Source organism: Prevotella sp. P5-92, from assembly GCF_002251245.1.
Taxonomy (GTDB): Bacteria; Bacteroidota; Bacteroidia; order Bacteroidales; family Bacteroidaceae; genus Prevotella.
This window is the reverse complement of the sequence record NZ_NPJG01000012.1, coordinates 1-25,382: the sequence shown is the minus strand read 5'-3', so window position 1 is coordinate 25,382 and position 25,382 is coordinate 1. Positions and strand designations below refer to the sequence as shown.

Annotated in this window: 21 protein-coding genes and 1 pseudogene; 10 read left to right on the top strand and 12 right to left on the bottom strand. The window is 52.5% G+C overall.

Annotation, left to right across the window (positions count from 1 at the left end; all coding sequences use genetic code 11):
* Positions 1 to 90 precede the first annotated feature (90 nt).
* The 5 genes from menB to CIK99_RS01965 all read right to left on the bottom strand — a co-directional run bounded on the left by menB (position 91) and on the right by CIK99_RS01965 (position 5,138).
* The gene (menB, locus tag CIK99_RS01985; RefSeq protein WP_094379241.1) at positions 91 to 912 is read right to left on the bottom strand and encodes a 1,4-dihydroxy-2-naphthoyl-CoA synthase; all 822 of its coding nucleotides are present in this window, start codon (positions 910 to 912) and stop codon (positions 91 to 93) included.
* A 38-nt stretch (positions 913 to 950) separates the two neighbouring features.
* Complete coding sequence (gene menD, locus CIK99_RS01980; protein WP_158215872.1) at positions 951 to 2,615, bottom strand: 2-succinyl-5-enolpyruvyl-6-hydroxy-3-cyclohexene-1-carboxylic-acid synthase; 1,665 nt, start codon at positions 2,613 to 2,615, stop codon at positions 951 to 953.
* A 27-nt stretch (positions 2,616 to 2,642) separates the two neighbouring features.
* The gene (locus CIK99_RS01975) at positions 2,643 to 3,683 is read right to left on the bottom strand and encodes a chorismate-binding protein (RefSeq protein WP_094379237.1); all 1,041 of its coding nucleotides are present in this window, start codon (positions 3,681 to 3,683) and stop codon (positions 2,643 to 2,645) included.
* A 63-nt stretch (positions 3,684 to 3,746) separates the two neighbouring features.
* Positions 3,747 to 4,157, bottom strand: coding sequence for a PaaI family thioesterase (locus CIK99_RS01970; protein ID WP_094379235.1), 411 nt, complete (start codon positions 4,155 to 4,157; stop codon positions 3,747 to 3,749).
* Positions 4,158 to 5,138 (bottom strand): ROK family protein, encoded by a 981-nt coding sequence (locus tag CIK99_RS01965; RefSeq protein WP_094379233.1) that lies wholly within the window; start codon positions 5,136 to 5,138, stop codon positions 4,158 to 4,160. It lies immediately after the preceding gene.
* Positions 5,139 to 5,357: 219 nt separating this feature from the next.
* On the opposite strand from CIK99_RS01965, the gene lysS reads away from it, so the two are divergent.
* The 8 genes and pseudogenes from lysS to CIK99_RS01925 all read left to right on the top strand — a co-directional run bounded on the left by lysS (position 5,358) and on the right by CIK99_RS01925 (position 16,038).
* Positions 5,358 to 7,088: a lysine--tRNA ligase gene (gene lysS / locus CIK99_RS01960; RefSeq protein ID WP_094379231.1), complete on the top strand. Its 1,731-nt coding sequence runs from the start codon at positions 5,358 to 5,360 to the stop codon at positions 7,086 to 7,088.
* Positions 7,089 to 7,111: 23 nt separating this feature from the next.
* On the top strand, positions 7,112 to 8,107 hold the full coding sequence (locus tag CIK99_RS01955; RefSeq protein ID WP_094379229.1) for an NAD(P)H-dependent glycerol-3-phosphate dehydrogenase: 996 nt from the start codon (positions 7,112 to 7,114) through the stop codon (positions 8,105 to 8,107).
* A gap of 157 nt (positions 8,108 to 8,264) precedes the next feature.
* The gene (locus CIK99_RS01950; RefSeq protein ID WP_094379226.1) at positions 8,265 to 9,623 is read left to right on the top strand and encodes a glucose-6-phosphate isomerase; all 1,359 of its coding nucleotides are present in this window, start codon (positions 8,265 to 8,267) and stop codon (positions 9,621 to 9,623) included.
* A 9-nt stretch (positions 9,624 to 9,632) separates the two neighbouring features.
* Positions 9,633 to 10,661 carry an o-succinylbenzoate synthase gene (gene menC, locus CIK99_RS01945; RefSeq protein ID WP_094379224.1) on the top strand — a complete coding sequence of 343 codons (1,029 nt, stop codon included), beginning with the start codon at positions 9,633 to 9,635 and terminating at the stop codon, positions 10,659 to 10,661.
* Between the two features lie 114 nt (positions 10,662 to 10,775).
* Positions 10,776 to 11,222: pseudogene (locus CIK99_RS15670) on the top strand (AMP-binding protein); the annotation flags it as partial.
* Between the two features lie 531 nt (positions 11,223 to 11,753).
* Positions 11,754 to 12,821, top strand: a complete 1,068-nt coding sequence (locus CIK99_RS01935; RefSeq protein WP_094379253.1) for an agmatine deiminase family protein — start codon at positions 11,754 to 11,756, stop codon at positions 12,819 to 12,821.
* Positions 12,822 to 12,882: 61 nt separating this feature from the next.
* The gene (locus tag CIK99_RS01930) at positions 12,883 to 13,758 is read left to right on the top strand and encodes a carbon-nitrogen hydrolase (RefSeq protein ID WP_094379222.1); all 876 of its coding nucleotides are present in this window, start codon (positions 12,883 to 12,885) and stop codon (positions 13,756 to 13,758) included.
* Positions 13,759 to 13,845: 87 nt separating this feature from the next.
* On the top strand, positions 13,846 to 16,038 hold the full coding sequence (locus CIK99_RS01925; RefSeq protein ID WP_094379220.1) for a glutamine synthetase III: 2,193 nt from the start codon (positions 13,846 to 13,848) through the stop codon (positions 16,036 to 16,038).
* 71 nt (positions 16,039 to 16,109) lie between these two features.
* Here CIK99_RS01925 and CIK99_RS01920 read toward each other — a convergent pair whose 3' ends face one another.
* From CIK99_RS01920 to frr, 5 genes are all read right to left on the bottom strand, one after another.
* A complete protein-coding gene (locus tag CIK99_RS01920; RefSeq protein ID WP_094379218.1) occupies positions 16,110 to 17,357 on the bottom strand; it encodes a hypothetical protein in 1,248 nt (415 codons plus the stop codon).
* A gap of 316 nt (positions 17,358 to 17,673) precedes the next feature.
* Positions 17,674 to 18,723: a ketol-acid reductoisomerase gene (ilvC, locus tag CIK99_RS01915; RefSeq protein ID WP_094379216.1), complete on the bottom strand. Its 1,050-nt coding sequence runs from the start codon at positions 18,721 to 18,723 to the stop codon at positions 17,674 to 17,676.
* Between the two features lie 212 nt (positions 18,724 to 18,935).
* Complete coding sequence (gene mnmA / locus CIK99_RS01910) at positions 18,936 to 19,994, bottom strand: tRNA 2-thiouridine(34) synthase MnmA (RefSeq protein WP_094379214.1); 1,059 nt, start codon at positions 19,992 to 19,994, stop codon at positions 18,936 to 18,938.
* Between the two features lie 8 nt (positions 19,995 to 20,002).
* Positions 20,003 to 20,941, bottom strand: coding sequence for a ribosome small subunit-dependent GTPase A (gene rsgA / locus CIK99_RS01905; protein WP_094379251.1), 939 nt, complete (start codon positions 20,939 to 20,941; stop codon positions 20,003 to 20,005).
* 23 nt (positions 20,942 to 20,964) lie between these two features.
* On the bottom strand, positions 20,965 to 21,525 hold the full coding sequence (frr, locus tag CIK99_RS01900; RefSeq protein WP_094379212.1) for a ribosome recycling factor: 561 nt from the start codon (positions 21,523 to 21,525) through the stop codon (positions 20,965 to 20,967).
* Between the two features lie 311 nt (positions 21,526 to 21,836).
* Here frr and CIK99_RS01895 point away from each other — a divergent pair, with 311 nt between their 5' ends.
* Positions 21,837 to 23,129 (top strand): O-acetylhomoserine aminocarboxypropyltransferase/cysteine synthase family protein, encoded by a 1,293-nt coding sequence (locus tag CIK99_RS01895; RefSeq protein ID WP_094379210.1) that lies wholly within the window; start codon positions 21,837 to 21,839, stop codon positions 23,127 to 23,129.
* A gap of 72 nt (positions 23,130 to 23,201) precedes the next feature.
* The gene (gene cysK / locus CIK99_RS01890; protein WP_094379208.1) at positions 23,202 to 24,149 is read left to right on the top strand and encodes a cysteine synthase A; all 948 of its coding nucleotides are present in this window, start codon (positions 23,202 to 23,204) and stop codon (positions 24,147 to 24,149) included.
* A 549-nt stretch (positions 24,150 to 24,698) separates the two neighbouring features.
* On the opposite strand, the gene CIK99_RS15860 is transcribed toward cysK, so the two are convergent.
* Both CIK99_RS15860 and CIK99_RS01885 read right to left on the bottom strand, forming a co-directional pair.
* A complete protein-coding gene (locus CIK99_RS15860; RefSeq protein WP_256387381.1) occupies positions 24,699 to 24,833 on the bottom strand; it encodes a hypothetical protein in 135 nt (44 codons plus the stop codon).
* Between the two features lie 179 nt (positions 24,834 to 25,012).
* The coding region (locus tag CIK99_RS01885) for a transposase (RefSeq protein WP_144007865.1) at positions 25,013 to 25,382 on the bottom strand (370 nt) is incomplete at its 5' end.

Genomic DNA, 25,382 nt, shown 5'->3' with positions numbered 1-25,382 from the left:
TTTCCATAATGAAGAATGAAGAATAAGATAAACGCAGATTATGCTTAGCCTATTCTTCATTCTTCATTTTCTATTCTTCGATTTATTACATTACGGCATCTTCGGATACTTGCTGAAGTCGGGTTTACGCTTTTCGAGAAAAGCATGACCGCCTTCTTGGGCTTCGTCGAGGAAATAGTAGAGCATGGTGCAGTCGCCGGCCAACTGCTGGATGCCAGCCTGTCCGTCGAGTTCGGCGTTTAAGCCTGCCTTTATCATGCGCAAAGCCAGCGGCGAACGCTCCATCATTGTCTCAGCCCATTCCACACACTCGTCTTCAAGCCTTTCGAGCGGCACCACTTTGTTTACCATACCCATACGCTCAGCCTCGGCAGCAGAATACTGACGACACATAAACCATATCTCGCGCGCCTTCTTCTGTCCTACGATACGTGCCAGATAGCTGGCGCCAAAGCCAGCGTCAAACGAGCCCACCTTCGGACCGGTCTGTCCGAAGACGGCATTCTCAGAGGCTATCGTGAGGTCGCAAACCAGATGAAGCACATGACCGCCGCCGATGGCATATCCGTTGACCATGGCGATGACGGGTTTAGGCAGACGACGAATCTGCATCTGCACGTCAAGCACACTGAGACGTGGCACTCCATCGTCGTCAACATATCCTCCTCGTCCTTTCACGTGCATGTCTCCACCAGCGCAGAACGCCTTGTCGCCAGCGCCCGTGAGCAGCACCACACTGATGCGTTGAGCCTCGCGACAGTAGGCAAAAGCCTGGCTCAATTCGAGCGTTGTTTTGGGCGTAAACGCATTGCGATACCGAGGACGGTTGATAGTAATCTTTGCTATACCGTTATATTCCTCAAACAGGATTTCCTCAAAATCCTTTATTTTTTTCCATTCTCTTTTTTCCATACAATTCTTTATTTTCGTTCTATCGTTGTCTAAATGAATCAGTCCAAAAACACTTCAAGCAGCATTGGCCTCGACGTCTCCTCGGTAAGCAGTTTCACCACACCGAGATGCATCTCATCTATCGTCTTTGCCGCAATATATCCTATATCGTTTTGGGTGGTGATGCCGCGGGCGTCAGCCTGATGATAGCCTGCTATAAACGTCTCGCGCTGACTACTGGCGGCAAGCCCCTTCACCCGGTCGAAGATGCTGCCTCGATGGTCGTTGAAGACCACTATGCGGAGGTTGCCGCTCAGTTCGCTGTTCCAAAGGGCGTTCTGGTCGTAGAAGAAGGCGAGGTCGCCAGTGAAACAGAACACACGCGCATCGGTAGCTAACGAGTGTCCTGCGGCAGTGGAGACACAGCCCTCGATGCCGTTCACGCCACGATTACAATACACATAGTTGCCTGTAGCATATCTGCAAGCGAGGCGCACCGATGTGCTGTTGGCATAGTGAAGGCGGTAGTCGTATTCCATGTCTTCGAGCTGCTCGTGGATATAAGCCACAGTGGCAGCCGCCGAGAGGCGCTGCGTGTCGATAGCCTCGTCAAGGCGTTGGCGTTCCTCTGCAAAAGCCACCGTCCAGGCGCGCAGGAAGTTATTGTCGAAGCATTCTTCTCCCATGGAGTCGGAAAGATGTTCTCCCATGGTGTCGGAAAGATGTTCTCCCATGGTGTTGTTGCGGCTCGCGGCTTTTTCCTTCAAGTACGCTTCCAGTTGAAGGAGGAAGCTCTCAGGCGTCTGTCTCACCACTCCGGCGAGATGCATGAACGGCGAGGCGAAGTCGCCCTCGGCACTCACTCGCCACACCTTTAGATTGCCGATAGAGGCAAACGAGCGGTTGATGGCTCTGCAAACCATGTTGTCGCCCACATAGATGACGAGGTCGGGCAGCAGTTCTGACGGCATATTGCTGAAGATGCCGTCGAAAGCTTCAGACGTAAGGTCGGAGAGCGGTTCGGAAAGCACCACCATCTGCTTGCGTATCGAAGTCATCATCATTCTTCCCAGCGGCTCCGTAGTCTGTCCGACGACGAGTATAGGCCGACGTGCATCATCGAAGATGAAGTCGAAGTCAGACGTCAGCAATGCTGCGCCGCTTGCCAGAGCGTTGCGGAAGAGAATGGGCTGGCAGTCGAAAGAAGGCGCCGTGTCGCTCTGTTCACACTCCGACACGTCGGGCAGTGGCACGTTGATATGTACGGGTCCCGCCACGGGACTGATGCTCTTGACGAGAGCTTCGCACACGAGGCGGTGGTTGAAATAAGCTGTGTCGCCCATAGCGTCGGTAAGGTTTACTGAGCATCTGGTGCAATGTCTGAGCGCATCGGCCTGCAGCATTGTCTGTCCCACGTTTTGCCCTATCTCTTCCTGCGGTCTGTCGGCCGACACCACCACGAGCGGCATGTGTCGGTAGTAAGCCTCCACCACGGCCGGTGAGCAGTTCATCAGCGCCGAGCCTGATGTCACCACCACGGCCACAGGCTGCCGGTCCTCGCCACACATGCCTAATGCGGCGAATGCCGCCGAGCGTTCATCGGTGAAACGATGTACACGGAAGTTGCCGTTTTCGGCTATGTTGTTTACTATCATCGCATTCCTGCTGCCTGGGCAGAGCACCACGTCTTTCACGCCATACTGTGCCAGGAGTGCGACAAGCATATTAGTCTTTTCGTTGATATAATACATTTACTGAAAGATTACTTTTCCCATTGTCTTCATTTTCTCTGCCGTCTCTTCCCATTCCTGCTGTTCGACGCTGTCGGCGAGGATGCCTCCACCAGCATAGAGTCGGTAGGCATGTGGCAGTATTTCCATGCATCGCAATGACACGTAGAGATGTGTGGTGCCATTGATGCCAAGCGGTCCCATAAAACCGCTGTAATACCGTCGTGGCCGGTGTTCGTTGGCGATGATGAAGTCGTTGGTCTCACGTTTGGGAATGCCGCACACGGCCGGTGTAGGATGAAGTGTGGCAATGATCTTGCCGAGCGCGTCATCACTAATAATAGAAAAGTGGAAGTCGGTGCGCAGATGCACGAGTTCTCCTGCCCTCACTGAGTAAGGTCCCTCTATCTGGAAGTTGTTTGTGAAGCGTTCTATACACTCGGTGATGTATGTGGTGACGTAAGCCTGTTCGGCTATGTTCTTCTCGCTCCAGTTGAGTTTTCCGAGAGTCATGGTGCCGGCAAGGGCCATGGTATGCCAGTCGCGCCCGTTGCCTTCGAGGAGAATCTCGGGTGTTGCCACGAGCCATGTGCCTGTCACCTTTGTTGACACCAGCGCCACAAACATTCGCGGATACGACATACACGCCTTGAAGAAGAGCCGCCTTGTGTTGACATCATCTCCATGGCTCACCTCGGCGCTACGTGCAAGCACAATTTTCTTGAATTCGCCCGACACCAGTCGCGAGTGGAAGTTTTGGAAATCCACGCTGTAGTAGCTACGTTCGTTTTCGTCGGTAAGCAAGGAGCTGCTACGTTCGTTTTCGTCGTGAATGTCATTCTCTTCCTTGCAGAGTGACGTGTCGAGCTGAGATGTCTTCACTTCATCGGGAGCGATGAGCAGCAGCGGCTCGTCGTCGGTGGCAGAAAATGGAGCCACCACAAATCCTTTCTGTCCGTTGAGTTCGCCGACAGAGGCAAGACGGCGTGGTTCGCCCTTGTGCTGAATGATTTCCGTATAAGTGTCTGCGTGAGGCAGACGGAAGATTGCGAAATTCTTCATGGTCAATTCATGAAACGAGAAGCATACGAAAAAAAAAACGAGAAGCGCTGTCGTCAAGTCGCGTCAGCGTTTCTGTAAAATATAGTTTGTCACTACAACCGAAGAGACGAGGTCGCCTCCGGAGTCCGTCACATCCACGTTCCACACATGAAGCCGACGTCCGTTCTGTACGGCCTTCGCCTTTGCTGTCACCGTCTCGCCCATCTTCACGGCCTTGATATGATGCCCTGAGACGTTGATGCCCACAGCCACTTCGTCTGGGCAGAGAGCCGCCGAGCCCACTCCTGCGAGTGTCTCAGCGAGGGCGAGTGTCGCTCCGCCGCTGAGATACCCGTAAGGCTGACAATTATTCTCGTTCACCTCCATTGTGGCCATACAACTGTCCTCGTCGGGAGTTGACATGAACTGCATGCCGAGGCTGTCAGCAAGATTATGTCGAGCTTGTAACTTCTTCTTTACGTTGTCGATATTCATTTATTTAAACAGAGAGTATTCTTCCACTTCCCATGCGAGCGCGCTGGCGCCGAGCACGTCGCGTTCTCTTGAGTCGAGTGTTGACGACGTGATCTTCACCTTGCCCCTGATATTACGGAAGCAATGCTCATCAAACGATTGTTTAGCTGGTTCGAGCAACCATTTGCCTGCCTTTGAGATACCTCCTGTTATGATTATCGCCTGCGGATCCACCAAAGCTGCGATGTTTGCCATTGCGATGCCGAGGATATGTCCTGTGCGTCGATAGGTCTCGATGGCGAGCTTGTCTCCCTTGTTGCAGCACTCGGTGATATTCTTAGGTGTGAGGTTAGGATAGATGGTCATCAGCGACTCTTCGCCGCTCTCCTCCATCAGTTCCTTTGCTGTCTGCACTACACCTTTAGCCGCGCAGTAAGCCTCAAGACAGCCATGGTTGCCGCAGCCGCATAGTCGTCCTCCGTCCACCACGCACGAGTGTCCCATCTCGCCTCCGAATCCATGTGCGCCAAGTATGATCTTGCCGCGATTGAAGACGGCGTTGCCCAGTCCGTGTCCCAGGGTGACGAGCACGAAGTCTCTCATGCCATGGGCGCTGCCATACACATGTTCTCCGAGAGCCATGGTGTGACTGTCGTTGCCTAAGGCCACGGCGATGCCGAGACGGTCGCGGAGCATGGCAGCCATGGGAATCACGCCTTTCCACTTCATGTTGGGCGAGTTTTCTATGCATCCCGTCTTGAAGTTGCCGCTCGGCGAGCTTACTCCGACCGAGCGAATTGACAAAAAGCCGCCATTGTCCTCTGCCAGTTCGACAATACTCTCGGCGAGCTTTGTCACGAAACCGCTGATTTCTGGAAATTCTTCCGTACAGAACGAAGTTTTGGCTATTATGTTGCCGCGCACGTCAACCACCGCAATCGTCGTTTGCGAGTAGCTGATATCCACGCCTATTACCCTATCTTTTACAGTTTCTAATTCCATAATTAGTCAAATAATAATTTCTGAGGTCGTTATATACCACAAAAGTAGTAAAAAAATGAATTACCTCCAACAAAAGTGGTTTTTTTTGCCAAAAGTTTAGTAGTTTTTAACCTTTTGTACAAAAATACAGAACAAAAAAACAATAAATAAAGTAAAAATGCGCGCTTATTCGAATTTATTTAGTAAATTTGCAGCAGAAAAAGTATAGACAATCAAAATATGAACGTTTTAGAACTTAGCGAACAGGAAATAGGCAGACGACAGAGTCTGCAGGAACTGCGTGAGATGGGCATTGAGCCATATCCCGCAGCAGAGTACCCGACGAATGCTTTCTCGGTAGATATCAGAGACAACTTCAGCGACGACGCTCCCCAGCGTGAGGTATGCATAGCGGGACGTATGATGAGCCGAAGAGTGATGGGAAAGGCAAGCTTTGTCGAGATTCAGGACTCAAAAGGCAGAATACAGGTTTATGTCACACGCGACGACATCTGTCCAGACGAAAACAAGGACTTATATAATAAGGTGTTCAAAAGACTTTTGGACATCGGCGACTTCATAGGCGTGAAGGGATTCGTATTCCGCACTCAGACGGGCGAGATTTCTGTTCATGCCAGGGAGATCACGCTCCTCTCAAAGAGCCTCAAGCCGCTGCCTATAGTGAAATACAAGGACGGCGTGGCTTACGACAAGTTTGAGGACCCTGAGCTGCGCTACCGCCAGCGTTATGTCGATCTCATCGTCAACGACGGTGTGAAGGACACGTTCCTGCAGCGCGCCACCGTGATTCGCACCATCAGACGCGTTCTCGACGAGGCTGGCTACACCGAGGTGGAGACGCCTACACTGCAGAGCATAGCCGGCGGTGCTAGCGCCCGTCCGTTCATCACCCACTTCAATGCGCTCAATGTAGATATGTATATGCGCATCGCCACCGAGCTCTACCTTAAGCGCCTCATCGTGGGCGGCTTCGAGGGCGTGTATGAGATTGGCAAGAACTTCCGCAACGAGGGCATGGACCGCAACCACAACCCTGAGTTCACCTGCATGGAGCTCTACGTGCAATATAAGGACTACAACTGGATGATGTCGTTCACCGAGAAACTTCTCGAGACGGTCTGCATTGCTGTCAACGGCACCACCGAGCGCGAGATCGACGGCAAGATCATCAGCTTCAAGGCTCCATATCGCCGTCTGCCCATTCTCGAGGCCATCGAGGAGAAGACGGGTTTCGACTGCAACGGCAAGACAGAGGAGGAGATACGTGCCTTCTGCAAGGAGAAAGGCATGGACGTGGACGAGACCATGGGCAAGGGCAAACTCATCGACGAGCTCTTCGGAGAGTTCTGCGAGGGCACATTCATCCAGCCTACATTCATCACCGACTATCCTGTTGAGATGTCGCCGCTCACCAAGATGCACCGCTCAAAGCCAGGACTCACCGAGCGTTTTGAGCTTATGGTCAACGGCAAGGAGCTCGCCAACGCATACTCAGAGCTTAACGACCCGATAGACCAGGAAGAGAGATTCATCGACCAGATGAAGCTCGCCGACAAGGGCGACGACGAGGCGATGATCATCGACCAGGACTTCCTCCGCGCCCTTCAGTACGGCATGCCTCCTACCAGCGGCATCGGAATAGGCATCGACCGTCTCGTGATGCTCATGACAGGAAAGACATTCATCCAGGAAGTGCTCTTCTTCCCGCAGATGAAGCCTGAGAAGAAAGCACCACGTTCCACCAACGACGAGTGGGCAGCCATCGGCGTTACAGAGCAATGGGTGCCACTGTTCAACAAGGCAGGCTATTACCTCGTGAGCGACATTAGGGACGTCAAGGCACAGAAACTGCAGCAGGACGTCTGCGGCGTGAACAAGAAATTCAAACTCGGTCTTGACAATCCTAAGGTGGAGGAATTCCAGGCGTGGATTGACAACAGCCAGAAGTAAAACCGAAATTTTCACAAGGCATCATGTTTGATTGCGGGAAGATAGCTATCATCGGAGGCGGAAGCTGGGCTACGGCCATTGCCAAGATTGTGGTGGGACACACTCACCACATAGGATGGTATATGCGACGCGACGACCGCATAGAGGAGTTTATCAGACTTAGCCACAACCCGGCTTACCTCACCAGCGTGCATTTCGAAACCGACGAGATAGGGTTCTCGAGCGACATAAACAAGATCGTGGCCGAATACGACACGCTCGTCTTTGTCACGCCATCGCCATACATAAAGAATCACCTGAAGAAACTCAAGACACGCATCAAGGACAAGTTCGTCATCACTGCCATCAAAGGCATCGTCCCCGACGAGAACCTCGTCTGCTCGGAGTTTTTCCATCAGGTTTATGACGTGCCTTACGACAATCTCGCTTGCCTCGGAGGACCGTCACACGCCGAGGAGGTGGCACTCGAACGACTGTCTTACCTCACCGTGGGATGTGCCGACAGGCAGAAGGCGCAGGCCTTTGCCGACGTGCTCAACAGCGAGTATATAAAAACCAAGACGTCTGACGATGTCATTGGCATTGAATATGCCTCGGTGCTGAAAAACGTTTATGCCATAGCTGCCGGAATATGCAGCGGACTGAAGTTTGGCGACAACTTCCAGGCGGTGCTAATGTCTAACGCCGTACAGGAGATGTCGCGCTTCCTCACTGCCATCAATCCCATAGAACGCAACGTCTATGACTCTGTCTATCTCGGCGACCTGCTCGTAACGGGCTACAGCAACTTCTCGCGAAACCGCACTTTCGGCACGATGATCGGCAAGGGCTACAGCGTGAAGAGCGCACAGATAGAGATGGAGATGATCGCAGAGGGATTCTTTGGCACCAAATGCATGAAGGAGATAAACAGGCATCTGCATGTCAACATGCCTATCCTCGATGCAGTCTATAACATCCTCTACGAAAGGATCAGTCCGCAGATTGAGATAAAACTGCTCACCGACTCGTTTAGGTGATGTTTTAGTTGACGAGTGAACAAGTTGACAAGTGAACGAGTTGACAAGTGAACAAGTTGACGAGTTGAATGTTCAGTTGACGAGTTGACAATGTGGGCGAATGGGTTGTAAACAGATATCCAAACTGAAATAAAACATTTTAATTCAACAAGGAATTATGAAGAATATTACACTTGACATCACAAAGGCTGCACAGTTTCTTGAAGCTGGTGCAGTAGAGGCTTACGAGTCTCAGGTAAAGGCCGCACAGGAGGCCCTCGAAAACGGAACATGTCCAGGAAACGACTTCCTCGGCTGGCTCCACCTTCCATCATCAATTACCGCCGACTTCATCGGCCAGCTCCAGGCTTGCGCTAACGTGCTGCGCGACAACTGCGAGGTTGTTGTAGTGGCAGGCATCGGCGGCAGCTACCTCGGTGCAAGGGCAGTGATTGAGGCTCTTGGCAACTCCTTCGCATGGCTCGTGGGCGACAAGAAGAATCCTACCATACTCTTTGCAGGAAACAACATCGGCGAAGACTATCTCGCCGAGATGTGCGACTATCTCAAAGACAAGAAGTTTGGTGTCATCAACATATCCAAGTCGGGCACCACAACCGAGACAGCCCTCACCTTCCGCCTGCTGAAGAAGCAGTGCGAAGCACAGAGAGGCAAAGAGGAGGCAAAGAAGGTCATCGTGGCTGTCACCGACGCGAAGAAAGGCGCCGCACGCACCTGCGCCGACAAGGAAGGTTACACCTCGTTTATCATCCCCGACAACGTGGGCGGACGCTTCTCTGTCCTCACCCCTGTCGGCCTGCTGCCCATCGCCTGTGCTGGATTCGACATCAGCCAGCTCGTGGCTGGAGCACAAGACATGGAGAAGGCTTGCGGCAAAGACGTGCCATTCTCAGAGAATATCGCCGCTCAGTATGCTGCCGTGAGAAACGCTCTCTACGCCAAGGCAGGAAAGAAAATTGAGATCATGATCAACTACCAGCCAAAGCTCCACTTCATGAGCGAATGGTGGAAGCAGCTCTACGGCGAGAGCGAGGGAAAAGACGGAAAGGGCATCTTCCCTGCTTCGTGCGACTTCACCACCGACCTCCACTCCATGGGACAGTGGATACAGGAAGGCGAACGCTCTATCTTCGAGACCGTCATCAGCGTCGAGAAGCCAAACCGCACCATGCTCTTCCCCGAAGACGAGGAGAACCTCGACGGACTGAACTTCCTCGCTGGCAAGCGCGTTGACGAAGTAAACAAGATGGCCGAGCTCGGCACACGTCTGGCTCACGTGGATGGCGGCGTGCCAAACATACGCCTCAGCGTGCCAGAACTCAACGAGTATTACCTCGGACAGATGATATACTTCTTTGAGATTGCTTGCGGCATCAGCGGCAACGTCCTCGGAGTGAATCCATTCAACCAGCCAGGCGTAGAGGCTTACAAGAAGAACATGTTCGCCCTGCTCGACAAACCTGGCTACGAGGCAGAAAGCAAAGCCATCAAGGAGCGTTTGGCAGCAGAAAAGTAATTATGCTACATGTACAGCATAAAGATAACTCCAAGAACTTTCCATTTCCAGCATCCGGCAGGCACTTCGCGAGGCATCTACACCGAGCGGAAGTCATGGATGCTGGAAATGACTAACGACGACTTGCCCGGGAGAAAGGGCATTGGAGAGTGTGCGCCACTGCCAGAACTCAGTTGCGACGACATTCCCGAATACGAGAAAACACTAAGGGCCGTTTGCGACCGTTTCGAGCAAGAGGGCGCCATCGACTATCCGATGATGCGTCCCTACCCTTCCATGCTCTTCGGACTCGAGACGGCATTGCTCAACCTCCAAAGCGGCAGCGACATCCTCTTCGACAACGACTTCAGCCGAGGCAAGGTGGGAATAACCATCAACGGACTGGTGTGGATGGGCGACTACGACACCATGCTCAGGCGCATAGAGGAAAAACTACAACAGGGATTCCACTGCATAAAACTGAAGATTGGAGCCATCGAGTTTGAAAAGGAACTCGACATGGTGAAACGCATACGCGAACGTTTCTCCCACCACGAAGTCCAACTGAGAGTCGATGCCAACGGAGGATTCACGTTTGACGAGGCTCTCTATAAACTCGAACTGCTCGCACAGTATGCCATCCACTCCATCGAACAGCCCATCAAGGCAAAGCAATGGGGATATATGGCAGAGCTCTGCCGCGAGTCGCCACTGCCCATAGCGCTCGACGAGGAACTCATCGGCATCAACATCCCCGAGATGAAAGCCCACGTGCTGAACATCATCAAACCAGCTTATATCGTGCTCAAACCATCGCTCCACGGCGGAATGAAAGGCGTGCGCGAGTGGGTCGATATTGCCAACCGACAAGGCATCCGTTCATGGATAACAAGCGCACTGGAAAGCAACGTCGGACTCAATGCCGTCGCTCAGCTCGCCGCCGACATCTATGGCACGTCAGGCATCATGCCACAGGGACTCGGCACCGGACAACTCTTCACCGACAACATTCCCATGAGACTGGAAGTGAAAGGGGAGAAATTGTACATCAAAAGATGAATGCAACGAGGTTATTCCGATGAGGAGAATGCAACGAGGTAATTCCGATGAGATGAATACGACGAGATGAATGCAACGAGGTGTGTATGAAAAGTTATATATGAAAAGCTGAATATGACATTGGACGAATTTCTCTCAGAATGGCATTCTGAGTCGCCACTGATAGAGTTGCAGACAAGCGGCTCTACGGGAAAGCCAAAGAAAATGACGGTGGAGAAAAGGCGAATGGAAGCCTCCGCACGCATCACATGCAGTTTTCTCGGACTACACGAAGGCGACACCGCGTTGCTGTGCATGCCTCTCGAATACATCGCGGGAAAGATGATGGTGGTGAGAGCATTGACATGCGGGCTGCGCCTCATTGCGGAGGAACCGTCGGGACATCCACTGAAAGGGCTCGACACGGCGCCCACTTTCGCCGCCATGGTGCCATTGCAGGTATATAATTCACTTCAGGACGAGAAAGAGGCACGGCAGCTGCGCTCCATCAAGCAACTCATCATCGGCGGAGGAGCTATTGACGCCGCCCTCGAAAGCCAACTGAAGACATTCCCCAATGCCGTATGGAGCACATACGGAATGACAGAGACACTCTCGCACATCGCACTACGACGCCTCAACGGAAAAAAGGCTTCACATTGGTACACTCCTCTCGAAGGTGTCACGGTGAGCCTCAATGCCGACCATTGCCTTGTCGTTGACGCACCAGCGGTATGCAAGGCAAGGCTCGTCACCAACGACATTGCCGAACTTCATCCCGACCGACACCAATTCCGTATCTTGGGGCGCAAAGACAATGTCATCTGCAGCGGAGGAAAAAAAATACAAGCCGAAGAGGTGGAACGACAGCTCCTACCAAAGCTCGACGTACCTTTCATAGTGACAAAATGCCGTGATCCACGCCTCGGCGAAGCCGTGACACTGCTTTATGAAGCCACCACCGACAATGCCGCGACGATAGCAGACATCTGCAGAGCTACACTTCCACCGCATTGGATTCCACGTAATATCTTCGCCGTTGACCATATCCCGCTGACCGGCACGTGCAAGCCGGCAAGAGCGGAGGCAGAGAAAATGGCACAACAACTGATTATGGAAAAAAAAGAACTGAAACACGACACTTTAAGGCTGCCAGCTGAATGGGAAAAGCAAAGGGCGGTACAACTGACATGGCCTCATGCCGACACCGACTGGGCGCCGATACTCGACGACATCACACAGACTTATATCGACATGGCGGCCGAGATAGCCAAGCGCGAGAAACTCATTGTCGTCACTCCTCACCCCGACGCGACACGAGACACCATCGAGCAGGCTTTCCGACAAAGAAACGTCGGAGAGAAAGCCATCGAGAACCTGAGAATCGTTGATATTGACACCGACGACACATGGGCTCGCGACCATGGCTTTATCACTCTCACCGGCGATGGCCAGACGGCTCTTCTCGACTTCCGGTTCAACGGATGGGGCGGGAAGTTCGAGGCGGAGAAAGACAATGCCATAAACCGACAGCTACACCGTAAGGGAGTGATAAGGGGAACATACGTTGACTACAACGACTTCGTGCTCGAAGGAGGCTCGATAGAGAGCGACGGCGAGGGAACGGTGTTCACCACCTCTTGTTGCCTCCTCGCTCCTGGGCGCAACCAACCCATGACACAAGACGAGATAGAAGAGACACTGAAACGCCGCCTTAACGCACGGCGCATAGTGTGGATCGACTATGGCAACCTCATAGGCGACGACACCGATGGACATATCGACACCCTCGTGCGTGTGGCTCCTGCCGACACGCTGCTCTATGTGGGATGCGACGACGAGGACGACCCTCAATACCGCGAACTGCACAAGATGGAAGAGCAGCTGCGCACGCTGCGCACAAAGACCGGACGCTGCTACCGCCTGCTGCGGCTGCCCATGCCCCGCCCTATATACCACGGCGACGAGCGTCTGCCAGCCACCTACGCCAACTTCCTCGTCATCAACAGCGCGGTGCTCTATCCCACCTATGCCCAACCTGACCTCGACGAAGAGGCGGCGCAGACCATTGCCGATGCCTTCCCCGACCACGAGATCGTGGGCATCGACTGCCGCAGCATCATCATACAGCACGGCTCACTCCACTGCTGTACCATGCAGATACCTTTGAGAGAGGCGTGAGGAGTGGGGAGAGAGGAGAGAGGAGAGAGAAAACCATTCATCAGCAAACAATACGACATATATGAAAATAGGATTCCTACAGCTTCACAACACAGCTGACAAGAAAAGAAACATACTCCGACTGGCTGAAGGCATTGCCGACTTAGCACGCCGCGGAGCGGAACTCGTAGTACTACAGGAACTGCACAACACACTATACTTCTGCCAGGAAGAGAACACCGACAACTTCGACCTCGCCGAACCCATCCCTGGTCCATCGACAAATATGTTTGGAGAGATAGCACGCCAATGTGGCGTAGTCATCGTAATGTCGCTCTTCGAGCGCCGTGCTCCTGGGCTCTACCACAACACCGCCGTGGTGATAGAGCGCGACGGTTCCATAGCAGGACGCTATCGCAAGATGCACATACCCGATGATCCCGCATACTACGAGAAGTTCTATTTCACACCAGGCGACCTCGGCTTCAAGCCCATCGACACCAGCGTGGGGCGATTAGGAGTGATGGTGTGCTGGGACCAGTGGTATCCCGAGGCAGCGCGGCTGATGGCCTTGGCCGGAGCCGAACTGCTCATCTACCCCACGGCAATAGGCTACGAGTCGAGCGACACTCCCGACGAACAGCAACGTCAGAGAAGGGCATGGCAGACCGTTCAACGCGGACATGCCGTGGCCAACGGGTTGCCAGTGGTGGCAGTGAACAGAGTCGGCCACGAGCCCGATCCCTCTGGCCGTACAAGAGGAATAATGTTCTGGGGAACATCGTTCGTGGCAGGACCACAAGGCGAGATCCTCTACGAGGCATCGTCCACCGAGGAAGAAAGCATAGTGATAGAGCTCGACCTCGCCCACAGCGAACAAGTGCGCCGCTGGTGGCCGTTCCTGAGAGACAGGAGAATAGAGGAATATGGCGACATAACAAAGAGATTCAGGGATTAGACCCGCACACCTGGCATCGCCTCATTTCGCAAACTTCATCAGACATAGATTTCATTTCGCAAACTTCAAACAACCAAAATAAAGATTATGTCAGAAAACTTAAGATTCAGGGTAGTGGAAGAAGCCTTCAAGAAGAAGGCTGTGGAAGTGACCGCACCCAAAGAACGTCCGTCAGAATACTTCGCCAAGTATGTCTTCACCCGACAGAAGATGTACAAGTATCTGCCAGCCGATATCTATGAGCGACTCATCGACGTCATCGACAACGGGACACGTCTCGACCGCTCCATTGCCGACGCCGTGGCAGAAGGCATGAAACGATGGGCCATGGAGATGGGCGTGACACACTACACCCACTGGTTCCAGCCACTCACAGAGGGAACAGCCGAGAAGCACGACGCCTTTGTGGAACACGACGGCAAGGGAGGAATGGTGGAAAAGTTCAGCGGCAAGCTGCTCGTGCAGCAGGAGCCCGACGCCTCGTCGTTCCCTAACGGAGGCATACGCAACACCTTCGAGGCACGCGGCTATTCCGCCTGGGACCCAACGTCGCCCGTGTTCATCATCGACGACACACTCTGTATTCCCACCATATTCATCGCCTACACAGGCGAGGCGCTCGACTACAAAGCGCCCCTGCTGCGTGCCCTCCACGCCGTTGACAAGGCAGCCACAGACGTCTGCCGCCTCTTCTACCCAGAGGTGAACAAGGTGACCTGCAACCTCGGATGGGAGCAGGAGTATTTCCTTGTCGATGAGGGGCTCTATTCTGCCCGTCCTGACCTCATGCTCACCGGACGCACGCTCATGGGCCATGAGAGCGCGAAAAACCAGCAGATGGACGACCACTACTTCGGCACCATCCCCGACCGCGTACAGGCGTTTATGAAAGACCTTGAGATACAGGCTCTCGAGCTGGGCATTCCCTGCAAGACACGCCACAACGAGGTGGCTCCCAACCAGTTTGAGTTAGCTCCCATCTACGAGGAGTGTAACCTTGCCATCGACCACAACATGCTGCTCATGTCGCTGATGAAAAAGGTGGCAAGAAAACACGGATTCAGAGTGCTGCTGCACGAGAAGCCCTTCGACGGCATCAACGGCTCGGGAAAGCACAACAACTGGAGCCTGCTCGCCGACAATGGCGTGCTGCTGCATGCCCCTGGCAAGACGCCTGAGGAGAACCTGCGCTTCGTGACGTTCATCGTAGAGACGCTCATGGCTGTGTATCGCCACAACGGACTGCTCAAGGCGTCTATCATGAGTGCCACCAACGCCCACCGTTTGGGCGGCAACGAGGCTCCTCCAGCCATCATCTCGTCGTTCCTTGGCAAGCAGCTCAGCGAGTTGCTCGACCATATCGAGAAGGCCGACAAGGACGAGCTGTTTAACCTCAAGGGCAAGCGGGGCATGGAGCTCGACATACCACAGATTCCTGAACTCATCATCGACAATACCGACCGCAACCGCACGTCGCCCTTCGCCTTCACCGGCAACCGCTTTGAGTTCCGTGCCATCGGTTCGGAGGCCAACAGCGCCTCGGCAATGATTGCCCTCAACGCCGCCGTGGCAGAAGCCCTCACCGACTTCCGTCGGCGTGTTGACAAGCTCATGGCTGAGGGAGAGGACCGTATGAGTGCCATCATCGACGTGCTGCGCGACGACATCCGCACATCAAAGCCCATCCGCTTCGACGGCAATGGCTATAGCGAGGAATGGGTGGAAGAAGCACGCCGCCGCGGTCTCGACACCGAGTCGTCGTGCCCTGTGGTGTTCGAGCGTTATCTCGACGAGGCAAGCATCAACATGTTTGAGACCACAAAGGTGATGAAACGCAAGGAGCTTGAGGCACGCAACGAGGTGAAATGGGAGACTTACGTCAAGAAGGTACAGATAGAGGCACGAGTGCTCGGCGACCTCTCAATGAACCATATCATCCCCGTATCTACCCACTATCAGAGCCAGCTCATTCGCAACGTGCAGTCGATGAAAGCCATATTCGATGCCGCCAAGGCCGACCGCCTCAGCTCACGCAACATGAAACTGATCGAGGAGATAGCGGAGCGCACCGAGCGCATAGAGGCTCTCGTTGACGAGCTCACCGAGGCGCGCCGCGTAGCCAACCGCATTGACGACATCCACCGCCGTGCCATAAGCTATCACGATACCGTAGAGCCAAAGATGGAGTCCATACGCTACGAGATAGACCATCTCGAGATGATTGTGGAAGACGGCCTTTGGACGCTCCCGAAATATCGCGAGCTGCTTTTCATAAGATAAGCAACACACACACACAGTAAAAAAGGACGGGCCTTAGAAGCCCGTCCTTTTTATTTTTACCTATTATTATATTATTTCCACCAATCGCCAATATATGGGTTAGAAACATACCTAGAGAAGCTTGGATACTTGGTCTCGATATCCTGACGCTCTGAACACCAGTCGTAGTCAACAGCAACACAAATCTTACTTGCCACCTTGCCTTTACGAGCTTCGAGTTCTATCCAATTGCCATCTTTCTGAACCCTAACCTGAATCTTGTCTGCCTGATAGTCGAATGTGCCATTAAGCTCAAAAGTCACAGGATCCTTTGTTACACCACCGGTATTAACCATTGTTGTCACAGGAACACCAAACTTTTCATGAACTTCTACACCACCTACTTCAAGTGGAAGTGTACCGCCGGCAGCCTGGAGGATGATGGTAGTCTTATTCCACTCTGGATAACCAAACTTAATGTCAAACACAACATCGTTGAAGTCGAAGTCGTTGTTCTTCTCACCTACTGTAAGGTCCTCGGCAATCACACGTTGGTCGCCCTTAAGAGGCTTCTTCTTTGCTGGCACAATCTTCAATACGCGGTCGTCATACTTTCCGTCTGGCTCTAGGTTAATGCCTTCACCATTTTTCTTAGCCTGATAGTTAAGACCTACGTAGTAGCCCTTACCAACGCCAGGAACTTCAATCTCTGCCATAAGATAGTTGTTTGTAACATGTTTGTCTTCAGTACCATATGATTCTTCATATCCAAAGCCATACTGGGTTTCACTATTCTCCATCAACATAATACTTCCGCTTCCAGTATTGAAGTTGTTCACATCGTCAGATGCAGTGCCCTCAGCGTTCATGTTTGCGAATATCTTATCCATGTGCCCTAAAGAAGAAATAGTGACTTGTGCACCGTCTGGTTTAGTAACTGGATATTGATTATCTGAATAACCTACCTGCTGTATGAAGTAGTTTTTGAAGTCGAATGTGGTGCCGTATTCCTTAGAATGGGTTGCAAACCAGTCCATCACAATTTCTTTCTCAGCTTCTGTGATGGCAGCCGGTTCTTCATAGTTAAAATAGTTTGGGTCATACCACTGGTTATTGTTTGTGTTAGCCGAACGAGTGAGGGCTTTTGTAACAGTGCCAAAGCCCCATGTCTGATCCTTTGCAGGCTGACCGAAACGGGCGATGAATGCTTTCTCGTACTTTGCCAGAGCTAAATCGCTGGCCGACATAGGTTCAATCTCATTGCTCGAACATGAGCTAATGGTCATTGCGGCACCTGCTACTATCGTCAGCATTGTGCCAAGTTTGAAAAAATGGTTCATTGTATTTTTAATTGTTTAATATTTTGCATATGGATTGCTAACAGTTTCAACTTAACAATATTTCCTACTCGGCAAATATACACATTTTTATAATACCAAGTTCAAAATAATGAAGAAATATTAAAAAAATGGCAGAATAATACCAGCATTTCCCTATTGAAGGATAAAATATGCAAAGTCAACGTAAAGGTGAGTTGGAAATCAAATCCCGCACAATTCTTTATCGAACTGTGCGGGATATAATAAATTATCCAAAAACTATCTACTTTTAAAGAAACAAATGTATTTCTTTGTGTAGTAACAAGACGGGGAGTTATTAGTCCTCGCTGTTCTCTGGACGCAGCTTGCGAACGGTCTCTGCGGCACGCCACATCTCCATGTTGCGCATAGCCTCGAGCTCCTTGTTCAGTCCGTCACGATAGTCGGGCTTTGAGTTGCTGTCGATAGAGATCTGAGCCTCGTTGCCAGTCTTCACTGAGTAGTAGAGCCACTGCATGACAGGCTTGATGGCCTCGCGGAAACGTGGAGCCCAGTCGAGAGCACCGCGCTGTGCTGTGGTAGAGCAGTTAGCGTACATCCAGTCCATACCCTTCTGTGCGAACAGAGGCATAAGGCTCTGTGTCAGCTCCTCAACAGTCTCGTTGAATGCTTCCGATGGAGAGTGTCCGTTTTCGCGGAGCACCTCGTACTGTGCTTCGAGCAGACCCTCGATGGCACCCATCAGCGAACCGCGCTCGCCGGTGAGGTCAGAAGTGGCCTCGCGCTGGAATGTGGTCTTGAACAAATAACCTGCACCGATACCTATACCGAAGGCAATGGTCTTCTCCTCTGCCTTGCCCGATGCGTCCTGATAAACGGCATAAGAGCAGTTGAGTCCGCGGCCCTCGCAGAACATGGTGCGGAGGCTGGTGCCTGAACCCTTAGGAGCCACCATGATCACGTCGATGTCTGCTGGAGGAACTACGCCTGTGCGGTCGCTCCAGTTGATGGCAAAACCGTGAGAATAGTAGAGGGTCTTGCCTGGTGTGAGATATTTCTTGATTGTTGGCCAAGCCTGAATCTGACCTGCGTCTGAGAGGAGCATACAGATGATGGTACCCTTCTCTGCAGCTTCTTCAATAGAGAAAAGCGTCTTTCCAGGAACCCATCCGTCGGCCACAGCCTTGTCGTAGGTCTTTCCTGCACGCTGTCCTACGATGACGTTGAATCCGTTGTCGCGGAGGTTACAAGCCTGTCCGGGACCCTGAATACCGTAACCGATGACGGCGATTGTTTCATTCTTCAATACTTCGTGAGCTTTCTCCAAAGAAAATTCTTTGCTGGTGACTACAGTTTCGATAACGCCACCAAAATTCATTTCTGCCATAATTGTTTTTGTTGTTTAAATGTTATTAATGTCCCTATGAACTGTGCCTGCCTTGTTCAAAAGCGGTCGTCTTGTCAGTCCATTCCCGTCCTGCCCGAGGACGCGACGAGGGGTTAATTTTTATTTAGCGGGTGCAAAAGTATAAAATTAATACGAAACCACCAAATTTTCTGTCGATTTTTTACTGTTTATTTTGTTTTTTGCCCAAAATCTTACAATATAGCTATCTCTCCGCTACCATAACAGAGGTGATGCTCCTCATCATAAACCACGCAGAACTGTCCTGGTGCCACGCCGTGTATGCGTTCTTCTGAGTGGATTACGTAGGTCTTGTCGGCCGTTTTCTCCACCGTGGCGCGATGGTATTCGGGCGTGTGGCGTATCTTGAAGGTCACGCGTTGTGGCAGTTCGGGGAGCGTGAGGAAGTGGAAGTCTGCTACGGCGAAGTCTGTCTTGTAGGCGGTGTCGGGGTCGTAGCCGTGGCTCACGTAGAGTATGTTGTTCTCCACGTCTTTTTTCACCACAAACCATGGTCCTCCGCCGAATCCCATTCCCTTTCTCTGTCCTATGGTATGGAACCACAGTCCCTTGTGCAAGCCTATCTTCTTTCCTGTCTCCAACTCTACCACGTCGCCGGGGTTTTCTCCGAGATATCGTCTTATGTAGTCGTTATAGTTTATCTTTCCGAGGAAGCAGATGCCCTGCGAGTCCTTTCGGCGCGCGTTGACGAGGTGTTCGCGTTCGGCTATAGCTCTCACCTCTTCTTTCATCATGCCTCCAATGGGGAAGACGGCTTTCTTCAGTTGCCAGTCATAGATCTGTGCCAGGAAGTCGGTTTGGTCTTTCACGGGATCGGGGCTTGTGGCGAGCCATTTTCGTCCGTCTATCGTCTCTGTCCGTGCGTAGTGTCCAGTGGCGATGACGTCATACTGGTATCCTATCTTTCGGTCGAAGGCGCCAAACTTTATCATCCTGTTGCACATCACGTCGGGGTTAGGCGTGAATCCCGCCCTCACCTTTTCCATGGTGTATCGTGTCACCTCGTCCCAGTATTCCTTGTGGCAGTCTATCACCTGCAGGCTGCATCCGTAGCGTCGTGCCACGGCGGTAGCCATCTCAAGGTCCTCTTCTGACGAGCAGTCCCACTGCTCGTCTTCCTCGGGTCCTATCTTTATATAGAAGCAATCGGGGTTCAGTCCTTGTCGTGCCAGTTCGTATAGCACCACCGAACTATCTACTCCTCCCGAGAGCAAAACAGCTGTTTTTTCCATCTTTCTTGCTAACTTCTGTATTTTCCTTCCTCCTTGTCGTCCATCATGCTCAGATACGACTGGTAGCGGCTCTCGGCGATGTAGTGTTCTTCGAGAGCTTTCAGCACGGCGCATCCTGGTTCGTGTGTATGCGTGCAGTTGTTGAATCGGCAGTCTTTCGAGAAGTGGAATATCTCCTTGAAATAGCTTGTCAGCTCCTCTGGCTCGATGTCGAACGTCCCGAATCCTCTTATGCCGGGCGTGTCGATGATGTATCCTCCCGAGGGCAGTTGCAGCATCTCGCTGAACGTGGTGGTGTGCATTCCCTGGTTGTGAGCGTCGCTTATCTCGGCCGTCTTGAGGTTCACCCCGGGAATGAGCCTGTTGATGAGTGTCGATTTTCCCACTCCGCTGTTGCCGCTCATCACGGTGGTCTTGTCCTTGAGCGCAGCTTCGAGTTTCTCCATGCCCTCGCCAGTCTCGGCCGAGAGAGCTATGGCCTCGTAGCCGACGGTGTCGTAGAGGTCGATCATCATCTGTTGGTAGTGCAGTTCCTCGTCGGTGAGCAGGTCGGTCTTGTTAAACACGAGCACCACGGGTATCCTGTAAGCCTCTGCCGAGGCGAGGAATCGGTCGATGAAGGTGGTGGCGGTCTGCGGATAGTTCACCGTCACCACGAGCACGGCCAGATCGACGTTCGCCGCTATGATATGGCTCTGCTTCGAGAGGTTCGACGACTTGCGTATTATGTAGTTTCTTCGGTCGTGTATGGCGGTGATGAAGGCCGTGCCTTCCTGGTTGGGCACGATGGTGACGCGGTCGCCCACGGCCACGGGGTTGGTGCTGCGTATGCCCTTGAGTCTGAAGTTGCCCTTTATCTTACAATCGACGAGCTGGCCGCCGTCGTCAGTCTTGACGGTGTACCAGCTCCCCGTATTCCTAATGACGAGTCCTGAAGCCTCATTCATCATTGTCAAAGTGTTATTTATTCCTACACGGTCATTATCTCCTTGTCCTTGGCAGCCAGCAGATCCTCGACATTCTTTATCATCTTGTCGTGTATCTTCTGCAGGTCGGCCTCGGCGTCCTTCTCGAGGTCCTCACTGAGTCCGTCCTTGATGGCTTTCTTCAGCTTCTCCTTCACGTCGGCGCGTATATTCCTTATCTGCACCTTCGTCTGCTCACCCATCTTGTTGCACTGCTTGGCCAGTTCGCGGCGGCGCTCCTCGGTGGGCTGCGGTATGCCCAGGCGGATTATCTCTCCGTTGTTCTCAGGCGTGATGCCCACGTCAGAGTCCATTATCGCCTTCTCAATGGCACGTATCTGTTTCTTGTCCCATGGGCGTATGGCAATGGTGCGTGCGTCAGGTGTTGACACGTTTGCCACCTGGTTGAGCGGAACCATCGAGCCGTACGACTCTACCTTTACGCCTGCTAAGATGGCCACATTGGCGCGTCCTGCCCTTACCCTTGAGAGTTGCTCCTCAAGATACATTACGCCCATCTCCATCTTCTCTTCAGCTGAGTTTAATGTTGCTTTTACGTCTATCATAATATTCAAAGTTTATTTTCGATTTTGCAAAAATAAGTATAATCCCGCAAACTACCAAGAAAAAAGCGAAAAAAATCTCTTTATCCACCCAAAAACGCCCCTTTTCAGCCTCTCCCCTTATTATATAAATAAGGTGTATCACCCCCTAAAACGCAAAATACCATAATCGTGGTATGCGGAATAACCCATGTTAGGTATTTCCGGTTTCAGATTTTTGCCGTACCTTTGCACCGTCAATCAGACATTCATCCCGTATGTCCCACATTTGACAAGAGAGAAAAGCAAATATTAACAATAAAAAAATAACGATTATGAGCAACGAAAAGAAACTTCATTTTGAGACACTCCAGCTGCATGTTGGACAAGAGAGTGCAGACCCCGCCACCGACGCACGTGCGGTGCCCATCTATCAGACCACGTCATACGTGTTCCGTAACTCACAGCACGCCGCCGACCGCTTCGGACTGCGCGATGCAGGCAACATCTACGGCCGTCTGACCAACTCCACACAGGGCGTGTTTGAAGACCGCGTGGCGGCACTGGAAGGCGGCGTGGCCGGTCTTGCGGTGGCATCAGGCGCCGCTGCCATCACCTACGCCCTGCAAAACATTGCCCGCAACGGCGACCATATCATTGCAGCCAACAATATCTATGGCGGTACATACAACCTCGTCGAACACACCCTTTCCACACAGGGCGTAGAGACCACCATCGTCGATCCAGCCGACTTCGACGCCGTCGAGAAGGCGTTCCGCGACAATACCAAGGCCATCATCATCGAGACCTTCGGCAATCCTAACGCCAGCGTCACCGATGTTGACCGCATCTCAGAGATAGCCCATCGCCACAACACCATCGTCATCGTCGATAACACCTTCGGCACCCCATTCCTCTTCCGCCCCATCGAACACGGAGCCGACGTTGTCGTTCACTCCGCCACAAAGTTCATCGGCGGACACGGCAGCTCGCTCGGCGGCGTCATCGTCGATGCAGGCAAGTTCGACTGGAAGGCTAATGCCGACAAGTATCCTTCCATAGCCAAGCCCGACCCATCATATCACGGAGCCGTCTTCGCCGACGTGGCGGGCGCTGCGGCATTCGTCACCCGCATCCGCGCCGTCATCCTCCGCGACACCGGTGCAGCCATCTCGCCCTTCAACGCCTGGATCCTTCTCCAAGGCCTCGAGACACTCTCGCTGCGCGTAGAGCGTCACGCGTTCAACACGAAGAAGGTGGTCGAGTTCCTCGCCTCTCATCCCAAGGTGGCAAAGGTCAACCATCCCTCGCTGCCTTCACACCCCGACCACGAGCTCTACACCAAGCTCTTCCCCAATGGCGGCGGCAGCATCTTCACGTTCGAGGTGAAGGGCGGCGAACAAGAGGCATGGACCGTCATCGACCATCTCAAGATCTTCTCCCTCCTGGCTAATGTGGCCGACGTGAAGAGCCTTGTCATCCATCCCGCCACCACCACCCACTCGCAGCTCTCGCCCGAGGAACTCCAGGAGCAGCACATCTATCCATCCACCATACGTCTCAGCATCGGCACCGAGCACTATGAGGACATCATCGACGACCTCGCGGAGGCTCTCGCAAAGATCTGATTCGCTGCGCGTCGCACCCCGTTTTTCAATAACAACAACCAAAGTATAATTATCATTTTTCATAACACAACTATGACAAAAATAGCATCAAGACTCACAGAGCTCATCGGAAACACCCCGTTGCTCCAACTCAATAAGTTCTCTCAGGCAAAAGGCCTTGAGACACCCGTCATCGCCAAGGTAGAGTTTTTCAACCCCGGAGGCAGCGTGAAAGACCGCGTCGCCCTCGCCATGATCGAGGACGCCGAACAGAAAGGCTTGCTCAAGCCCGGCGCCACCATCATCGAACCCACCAGCGGCAACACTGGCGTAGGCTTGGCCCTCGTCTCTGCCGTGAAGGGTTATAAGCTCATTCTCACCATGCCCGAGACCATGAGCATCGAGCGTCGCAATCTCGTCAAGGCCTATGGTGCCGAGGTGAAGCTCACCAGCGGTGCCGACGGCATGAAGGGAGCCATCAAGGCAGCAGAGCAACTGCGCGACTCCATCCCCGGCTCCATCATCCTCCAGCAGTTTGAAAACCTCGCCAACCCTCAGCGCCATTACGACACTACGGGAGTGGAACTGTGGGAACAGACCGGAGGCAAGATCGACATCTTCGTCGCAGGTGTGGGCACTGGCGGAACCATCTCGGGCATTGGCCGTCGTCTGAAAGAGAAAAATCCTGACATAAAGATTATAGCCGTAGAGCCGAAGACATCAGCCGTGCTGAACGGTCAGCCCAGCGGTCCTCACAAGATACAAGGCATCGGCGCGGGCTTCATTCCCGCCACCTACAATGCCTCGGTAGTCGATGAGGTGTTTGATGTTGACAACGACGACGCCATCCGCACCGGTCGCGAACTTGCCCGTCAGGAGGGTCTTCTCGTCGGCATCTCGTCGGGTGCCGCCGCCTATGCAGCCAGTGAGGTAGCGAAACGCCCGGAGAACAAGGGCAAGACTATCGTTGCTCTCTTGCCCGACACGGGCGAGCGCTATCTCTCCACTGTCCTCTACGCCTTCGACGAATATCCTCTTTAGTCGTTGTTTGCCCACTTGCGTAGGCATGATGTATTTTTAATAAAGATTATCCCCGCAGGCGTTTGCGGCGGGCGTTGGCGCAATCTTTCATTGTGCATCACTTTAAAATAAAACTGTTTAACTGTTTAACTGTTTTTCTGTTTTACTTTCTTGAATCATCGGGGACAGGTTCATCGACCCTAAAGAGTGAACCAATGTACCTTTCCCCATGACCCCTAGCAGGAACGTACGCTGAGTGATGTCACTCTTGAACTAAATCGCAGACGAATAAAAAGAAGAGACAACTGGGTTGCCTCTTCTTTTATGTGACAGTTGAATGTGATTTCCCCGCGGGCGTTTGCGGCGGGCGTCGTGGCGCAGCCCCCGCCGACGTAGGGTCTTACCTCGTGTAAGACCGCAACCCGTATATGTTATTTCCCCGCGGGCGTTTGCGGCGGGCGGTCTTACACGAGGTAAGACCCTACATCGGCTTGCATCGGGACGGTAGCCAGCGTTTGGATTACCCCTTGTGGGGTCTCCGTGATCCAATCCCCCATTGTCGGGATGATGTCAGTCGCCGTAGATATCGCCGGTTAATCCGCCGTAATCTCCCTCAGAAGCATAACGTATCGATCCCGCGAGGATGACACTGGGAGTGATGTTATACACTTTTATTGCGGGATGGATATACTTTTTCTTTTCCATATTTATTAATGTCGTAATGAGTTATTTGATGAACTGTAATAAGAAAATGTGCTTAATTAACAATTATTAGCACTTAATACTGAGTCGTTGCCTCTGATGGGGGCTTCTCGCCCCCAAACCCCTCGGTGTTTTCAGGTATTAGATTATCTATCCTGATATACTTCGGGGATATACAGGAGTTATTTCTTTGAAGAAACATAACCATCGATATATGGTTTCTCCTGAGTGACAACGGCAAAAGCCTGTCGGATGAGCTTGTTTGCTACTGCAATGACGGCGACTTTCCCAGGCTTGCCTTTAGACCGCAAACGTTCATAACAGGCCTTACATTCAGTGTTATATTGTATGGAAGAGAACGCTGCCACGTAGAGCTGACTTCTTAAATAAGAGTCTCCGTTGCGGTTGATGTGACCTTTGACATTGACTGAAGTGCCGGACTGCTGATATGTTGGTGACAATCCCAGATAACGTGTGAGTTGCTTGGCATTGTCAAAGTATGTGAAGCCGCCAGTGGCCATGATGAGTGCAGCTGCAAGAGTGACGCCAATC

What these genes read in the sequence shown, in the direction of transcription:
- menB (WP_094379241.1), bottom strand. Translation starts at nt 912, where the DNA reads ATGGAAAAAAGAGAATGGAAAAAAATAAAGGATTTTGAGGAAATCCTG.
- menD (WP_158215872.1), bottom strand. Translation starts at nt 2,615, where the DNA reads ATGCTTGTCGCACTCCTGGCACAGTATGGCGTGAAAGACGTGGTGCTC.
- CIK99_RS01975 (WP_094379237.1), bottom strand. Translation starts at nt 3,683, where the DNA reads ATGAAGAATTTCGCAATCTTCCGTCTGCCTCACGCAGACACTTATACG.
- CIK99_RS01970 (WP_094379235.1), bottom strand. Translation starts at nt 4,157, where the DNA reads ATGAATATCGACAACGTAAAGAAGAAGTTACAAGCTCGACATAATCTT.
- CIK99_RS01965 (WP_094379233.1), bottom strand. Translation starts at nt 5,138, where the DNA reads ATGGAATTAGAAACTGTAAAAGATAGGGTAATAGGCGTGGATATCAGC.
- lysS (WP_094379231.1), top strand. Translation starts at nt 5,358, where the DNA reads ATGAACGTTTTAGAACTTAGCGAACAGGAAATAGGCAGACGACAGAGT.
- CIK99_RS01955 (WP_094379229.1), top strand. Translation starts at nt 7,112, where the DNA reads ATGTTTGATTGCGGGAAGATAGCTATCATCGGAGGCGGAAGCTGGGCT.
- CIK99_RS01950 (WP_094379226.1), top strand. Translation starts at nt 8,265, where the DNA reads ATGAAGAATATTACACTTGACATCACAAAGGCTGCACAGTTTCTTGAA.
- menC (WP_094379224.1), top strand. Translation starts at nt 9,633, where the DNA reads ATGTACAGCATAAAGATAACTCCAAGAACTTTCCATTTCCAGCATCCG.
- CIK99_RS01935 (WP_094379253.1), top strand. Translation starts at nt 11,754, where the DNA reads ATGGAAAAAAAAGAACTGAAACACGACACTTTAAGGCTGCCAGCTGAA.
- CIK99_RS01930 (WP_094379222.1), top strand. Translation starts at nt 12,883, where the DNA reads ATGAAAATAGGATTCCTACAGCTTCACAACACAGCTGACAAGAAAAGA.
- CIK99_RS01925 (WP_094379220.1), top strand. Translation starts at nt 13,846, where the DNA reads ATGTCAGAAAACTTAAGATTCAGGGTAGTGGAAGAAGCCTTCAAGAAG.
- CIK99_RS01920 (WP_094379218.1), bottom strand. Translation starts at nt 17,357, where the DNA reads ATGAACCATTTTTTCAAACTTGGCACAATGCTGACGATAGTAGCAGGT.
- ilvC (WP_094379216.1), bottom strand. Translation starts at nt 18,723, where the DNA reads ATGGCAGAAATGAATTTTGGTGGCGTTATCGAAACTGTAGTCACCAGC.
- mnmA (WP_094379214.1), bottom strand. Translation starts at nt 19,994, where the DNA reads ATGGAAAAAACAGCTGTTTTGCTCTCGGGAGGAGTAGATAGTTCGGTG.
- rsgA (WP_094379251.1), bottom strand. Translation starts at nt 20,941, where the DNA reads ATGAATGAGGCTTCAGGACTCGTCATTAGGAATACGGGGAGCTGGTAC.
- frr (WP_094379212.1), bottom strand. Translation starts at nt 21,525, where the DNA reads ATGATAGACGTAAAAGCAACATTAAACTCAGCTGAAGAGAAGATGGAG.
- CIK99_RS01895 (WP_094379210.1), top strand. Translation starts at nt 21,837, where the DNA reads ATGAGCAACGAAAAGAAACTTCATTTTGAGACACTCCAGCTGCATGTT.
- cysK (WP_094379208.1), top strand. Translation starts at nt 23,202, where the DNA reads ATGACAAAAATAGCATCAAGACTCACAGAGCTCATCGGAAACACCCCG.
- CIK99_RS15860 (WP_256387381.1), bottom strand. Translation starts at nt 24,833, where the DNA reads ATGGAAAAGAAAAAGTATATCCATCCCGCAATAAAAGTGTATAACATC.